This is a genomic window from Aquabacterium sp. UBA2148 (assembly GCF_002328915.1).
Lineage (GTDB): Bacteria > Pseudomonadota > Gammaproteobacteria > Burkholderiales > Burkholderiaceae_C > Aquabacterium > Aquabacterium parvum.
In genome coordinates this window covers 12,446-15,887 of the sequence record NZ_DCXA01000309.1, presented here as the reverse complement: position 1 = coordinate 15,887, position 3,442 = coordinate 12,446, and the positions used below count along the sequence as shown (strand labels likewise).

Sequence of the window (3,442 nt, the reverse complement as noted above, 5' to 3'; positions counted from 1 at the left end):
GTGCGGGCGCCGGCGGCCAGGGCCATCTGCACGGTGGCCGCGCCCAGGCCGGAGCTGCCGCCGGTGACCAGGAACACGCTGTCCTTCGTTTGCATGCTTGTCTTCCTCTTTTGGGTTGTCTTTTGGGTTGGGGGTACAGGGTCTGAAGCATCTTGCACCAGGGTGCGAGCCTTGCCCAGCGGGGTGGGCGGTTGGCTCGTGAGGTGTGACACCACCCCCACGCGTGAGCGTTCTGACGCGAGACATGCCCTGCGTCAGGGTGAACCCTGCTTGGGCCGTGGTCTGATGGCGGCTGATGTCTTTCGTCCAACAGGTGCCGTGATGCGAACCCTTGCCGACCCCTCCATGGCGTCCTCAGCCGCTGCCGCTGCCGCTGCCTCTGCTTCTGCCTTGGTCTCGTCGACCGCGCAGTCGGCTTTGTCGTCTCCCGGCCGCCGTCGGGCGCTGGCGTGGTCCGTGTCCACCTGCATCGCCTTGCTGTGCAGCGCCGGCCTGGCGCCTGCCCATGCCCAGGCTCGCACCTGGCAGACCGAATCCGTGCGTCAGCAAGCCAAGGCCTTGCTGCAACGCTGGCAGGGTGGTGAGCTCAACAAGCTCGACGACGACGCCCTGCTGACCCTGTTCCGCGAGTTGCCCACCGAGGTGCTGGTCACGGCCATGCAGCAGGGCGCCGGTCAGCACGAAGGCTTCGAGATCCGCATGCAGCGCCAGGAGCGCATCGCCGGCGATTGGCAAGACAAGCCCTTCATCAACCACATCCGCCTGCGCCGTCAGCCGCAGCAGGTCTACATGGCGTGGTTGTCAGGCGGGCCGAAAGCCGGACAGGAAATCCTCTTTGACGCCCGCCAGCGCACCGACGCCATGTACGGGCACCTGGGCGGTGTGCTGGGCTTCGTGTCCAAATGGATCGCGCTGGACGGCAGCATCCCCAAGCAGAACTCCAACCACACGGTGCTCAACCTCGGGCCCGACTTCGTGGCCGAGGTGCTGGGTCGAGAGGTCGGCCGCCAGAACGCGGCGGGCCGCAGCACGCGCGCCGACCAGGTCGAGGTGCTGAAGGTGGCGGGTCAGCGCACCGTGGCGCTGACCTGGGCCCCGGGTGCGGCCGACCCGGCCGCTTATGCCGCGCGCACCCGCGTGTGCCTGAACCTCAAGCAGCCCTGGGCCTTGCAGATCGAATCGTGGGCGGCGTCGGGCGAGATCCGCGAGCGCATCCTCTATGAGCGTGTCGAGCCCAAGGCCTTCACCGACCTGGACTTCGACCCCAAGAACCCGGCCTACCGCTTCTGAGCCCAGGCCGGGGCCTCGTTCAGAACCCCAGGCTTTGCCCTGCGCCCATCAGGGTCGCCGCGCCCAGCAGCGCGAAGATGCCCGCCGCGATGCCGTGCACCAGCCGCATCGGGATGCGCCCGGCCAGCTTGTCGCCCGCGTACACCGCCGGCACGTTGGCGATCAGCATGCCCAGGGTCGAGCCGACCACCACCCACGTCGCGTCGGCGTAGCGCGCGGCCATGGCCACGGTGGCGATCTGGGTCTTGTCGCCCATCTCGGCGATGAAGAAGGTCACCAGCGTCGCGCCGAACACGCCGAAGCGCTGAGCCACCTGGGCCTCGTCGTCCTCGATCTCGTCGGGGATCAGCGTCCACACGGCCATGGCGATGAAGGACAGCCCCAGGCCCCAGCGCAGCACCTCGGGCGACAGCGCGGTCGTGATCCAGGCGCCCAGTGCGCCGGCCAGGGCGTGGTTGAGCACGGTCGCCACGAAGATGCCGGCGACGATGGGCAGGGGCTTTTTGAAGCGGGCGGCCAGCAGGAAGGCCAGCAGCTGGGTCTTGTCACCGATTTCGGCGAGCGCGACGACGCCGGTCGAGATGGCGAGGGGTCCGGTGAGGGATTCGAGGAACGACATGTGGGGGAACCCAGGCCGGGACGAAGACACATGACCACGGCGCACCCCCCGGCCAGGACGGGTGCAACGTGGTCAAAGGTCTTGCCAGGCCATCGGGCTGGGCCCGAGGGCTGCTGACGCCATGGTCTGCGGACCAAGTGTGTTGACGCCAGCCAGGTGTCCGTGCGCACGGTGTGGTGCCCGAGCGGTGCGGCGAAGAGCGGCTACTCCCCGATGACAGTGCGCAGTGTACCCTTTGCGCCATGCCCCATGACGTCAGCCTGATCTCCACCATCGCCATTGGCTTCGGTCTCGCCCTGGTGTTTGGTTTTGCCGCCGCGCGCCTGCGCATGCCGCCGCTGGTGGGCTACCTGCTGGCGGGCATCGTCATCGGGCCGGGCACGCCGGGCTTTGTCGCCGACATGGCCCTGGCCAGCCAGCTCGCCGAGATCGGCGTCATGCTGCTGATGTTCGGTGTCGGCCTGCACTTTTCGGTGGCCGACTTGCTGGCCGTGCGGCGCATCGCCATCCCGGGTGCCATCGTTCAGATCGCGGTGGCCGTGGGCATGGGTTTTGGTCTGGCTGCGAGCTGGGGGTGGTCGGTGGGTGGCTCGCTGGTGTTCGGGCTGTGCCTGTCGGTGGCCAGCACGGTGGTGCTGCTCAAGGCGCTCGAAGCGCGTGGCCTGCTGGAGACGGCCAACGGTCGCATCGCCGTGGGCTGGCTGGTGGTCGAAGACCTGGTGCTGGTGCTGGTGCTCGTGCTGCTGCCCGTGTTCGCCGGCTTGCTTGCGGCCAGCCAGGGCGGCACCGATGCCCAGACGCCGCAAGACATCGTCATCACCGTGGGCTGGACGCTGGCCAAGGTGCTGGCCTTCGTGGCCACCATGCTGATCATCGGGCGGCGCGTGTTCCCGCGCATGCTGTGGTGGGTGGCGTCCACGGGCTCGCGCGAGCTGTTCACGCTGTGCGTGGTGGCCGCAGCCGTGGGCGTGGCCTTTGGCGCGGCCAAGCTGTTCGACGTGTCGTTCGCGCTGGGCGCCTTCTTCGCCGGCATGATGATGCGCGAGTCCGAGTTCGCCCACCGCGCGGCCGACGAGTCGCTGCCCCTGCGCGATGCTTTTGCGGTGCTGTTTTTTGTCTCGGTGGGCATGCTGTTCGACCCGAGCGTGTTGTGGCAGTCACCGGGCAAGCTGGCCGCCACGGTGGCCGTCATCGTGCTGGGCAAGACCCTGGCGGCGGTGGCCCTGGTGCTGCTGTTTCGCTACCCGCTGAGCACGGCGCTGACGGTGGGCCTGAGCCTGGCCCAGATCGGCGAGTTCTCGTTCATCCTGGCAGGCTTGGGGTCGAGCCTGGGGCTGTTGCCCAAGGAAGGCCAGGACCTGGTGCTGGTGGCTGCACTGCTGTCGATCGCCGCCAATTCGGCGCTGTTCGGCGCCAGCGTGCCGCTGACCGAGTGGCTGCAATCTCGCTCGGCCCTGGCGCGCCGACTGGCCTTGCGTGACGACCCCCTGGCCCAGTTGCCCCGACACGTCGACATGTCGCGTGTGCGGGACC

At 68.5% G+C, this 3,442-nt stretch carries 2 protein-coding genes, 1 pseudogene and 1 riboswitch; of the genes and pseudogenes, 2 read left to right on the top strand and 1 reads right to left on the bottom strand.

The genetic code is table 11. From position 1 onward, the window contains the following. Positions 1 to 321: 321 nt before the first annotated feature. On the top strand, positions 322 to 1,290 hold the full coding sequence (locus B2W70_RS17010) for a DUF1571 domain-containing protein (protein ID WP_286747609.1): 969 nt from the start codon (positions 322 to 324) through the stop codon (positions 1,288 to 1,290). Positions 1,291 to 1,309: 19 nt separating this feature from the next. Here the strand turns inward: B2W70_RS17010 and B2W70_RS17005 are convergent, their stop codons facing one another. Next, positions 1,310 to 1,909, bottom strand: a complete 600-nt coding sequence (locus tag B2W70_RS17005) for a TMEM165/GDT1 family protein (RefSeq protein WP_286747607.1) — start codon at positions 1,907 to 1,909, stop codon at positions 1,310 to 1,312. 86 nt (positions 1,910 to 1,995) lie between these two features. Beyond that, positions 1,996 to 2,133, bottom strand: a riboswitch (yybP-ykoY riboswitch). A gap of 18 nt (positions 2,134 to 2,151) precedes the next feature. Here B2W70_RS17005 and B2W70_RS17000 point away from each other — a divergent pair. Then, positions 2,152 to 3,442, top strand: a pseudogene (locus tag B2W70_RS17000) (cation:proton antiporter); the annotation flags it as partial.

Coding starts and splice junctions, on each gene's coding strand:
- B2W70_RS17010 (WP_286747609.1), top strand. CDS start 322: ATGCGAACCCTTGCCGACCCCTCCATGGCGTCCTCAGCCGCTGCCGCT.
- B2W70_RS17005 (WP_286747607.1), bottom strand. CDS start 1,909: ATGTCGTTCCTCGAATCCCTCACCGGACCCCTCGCCATCTCGACCGGC.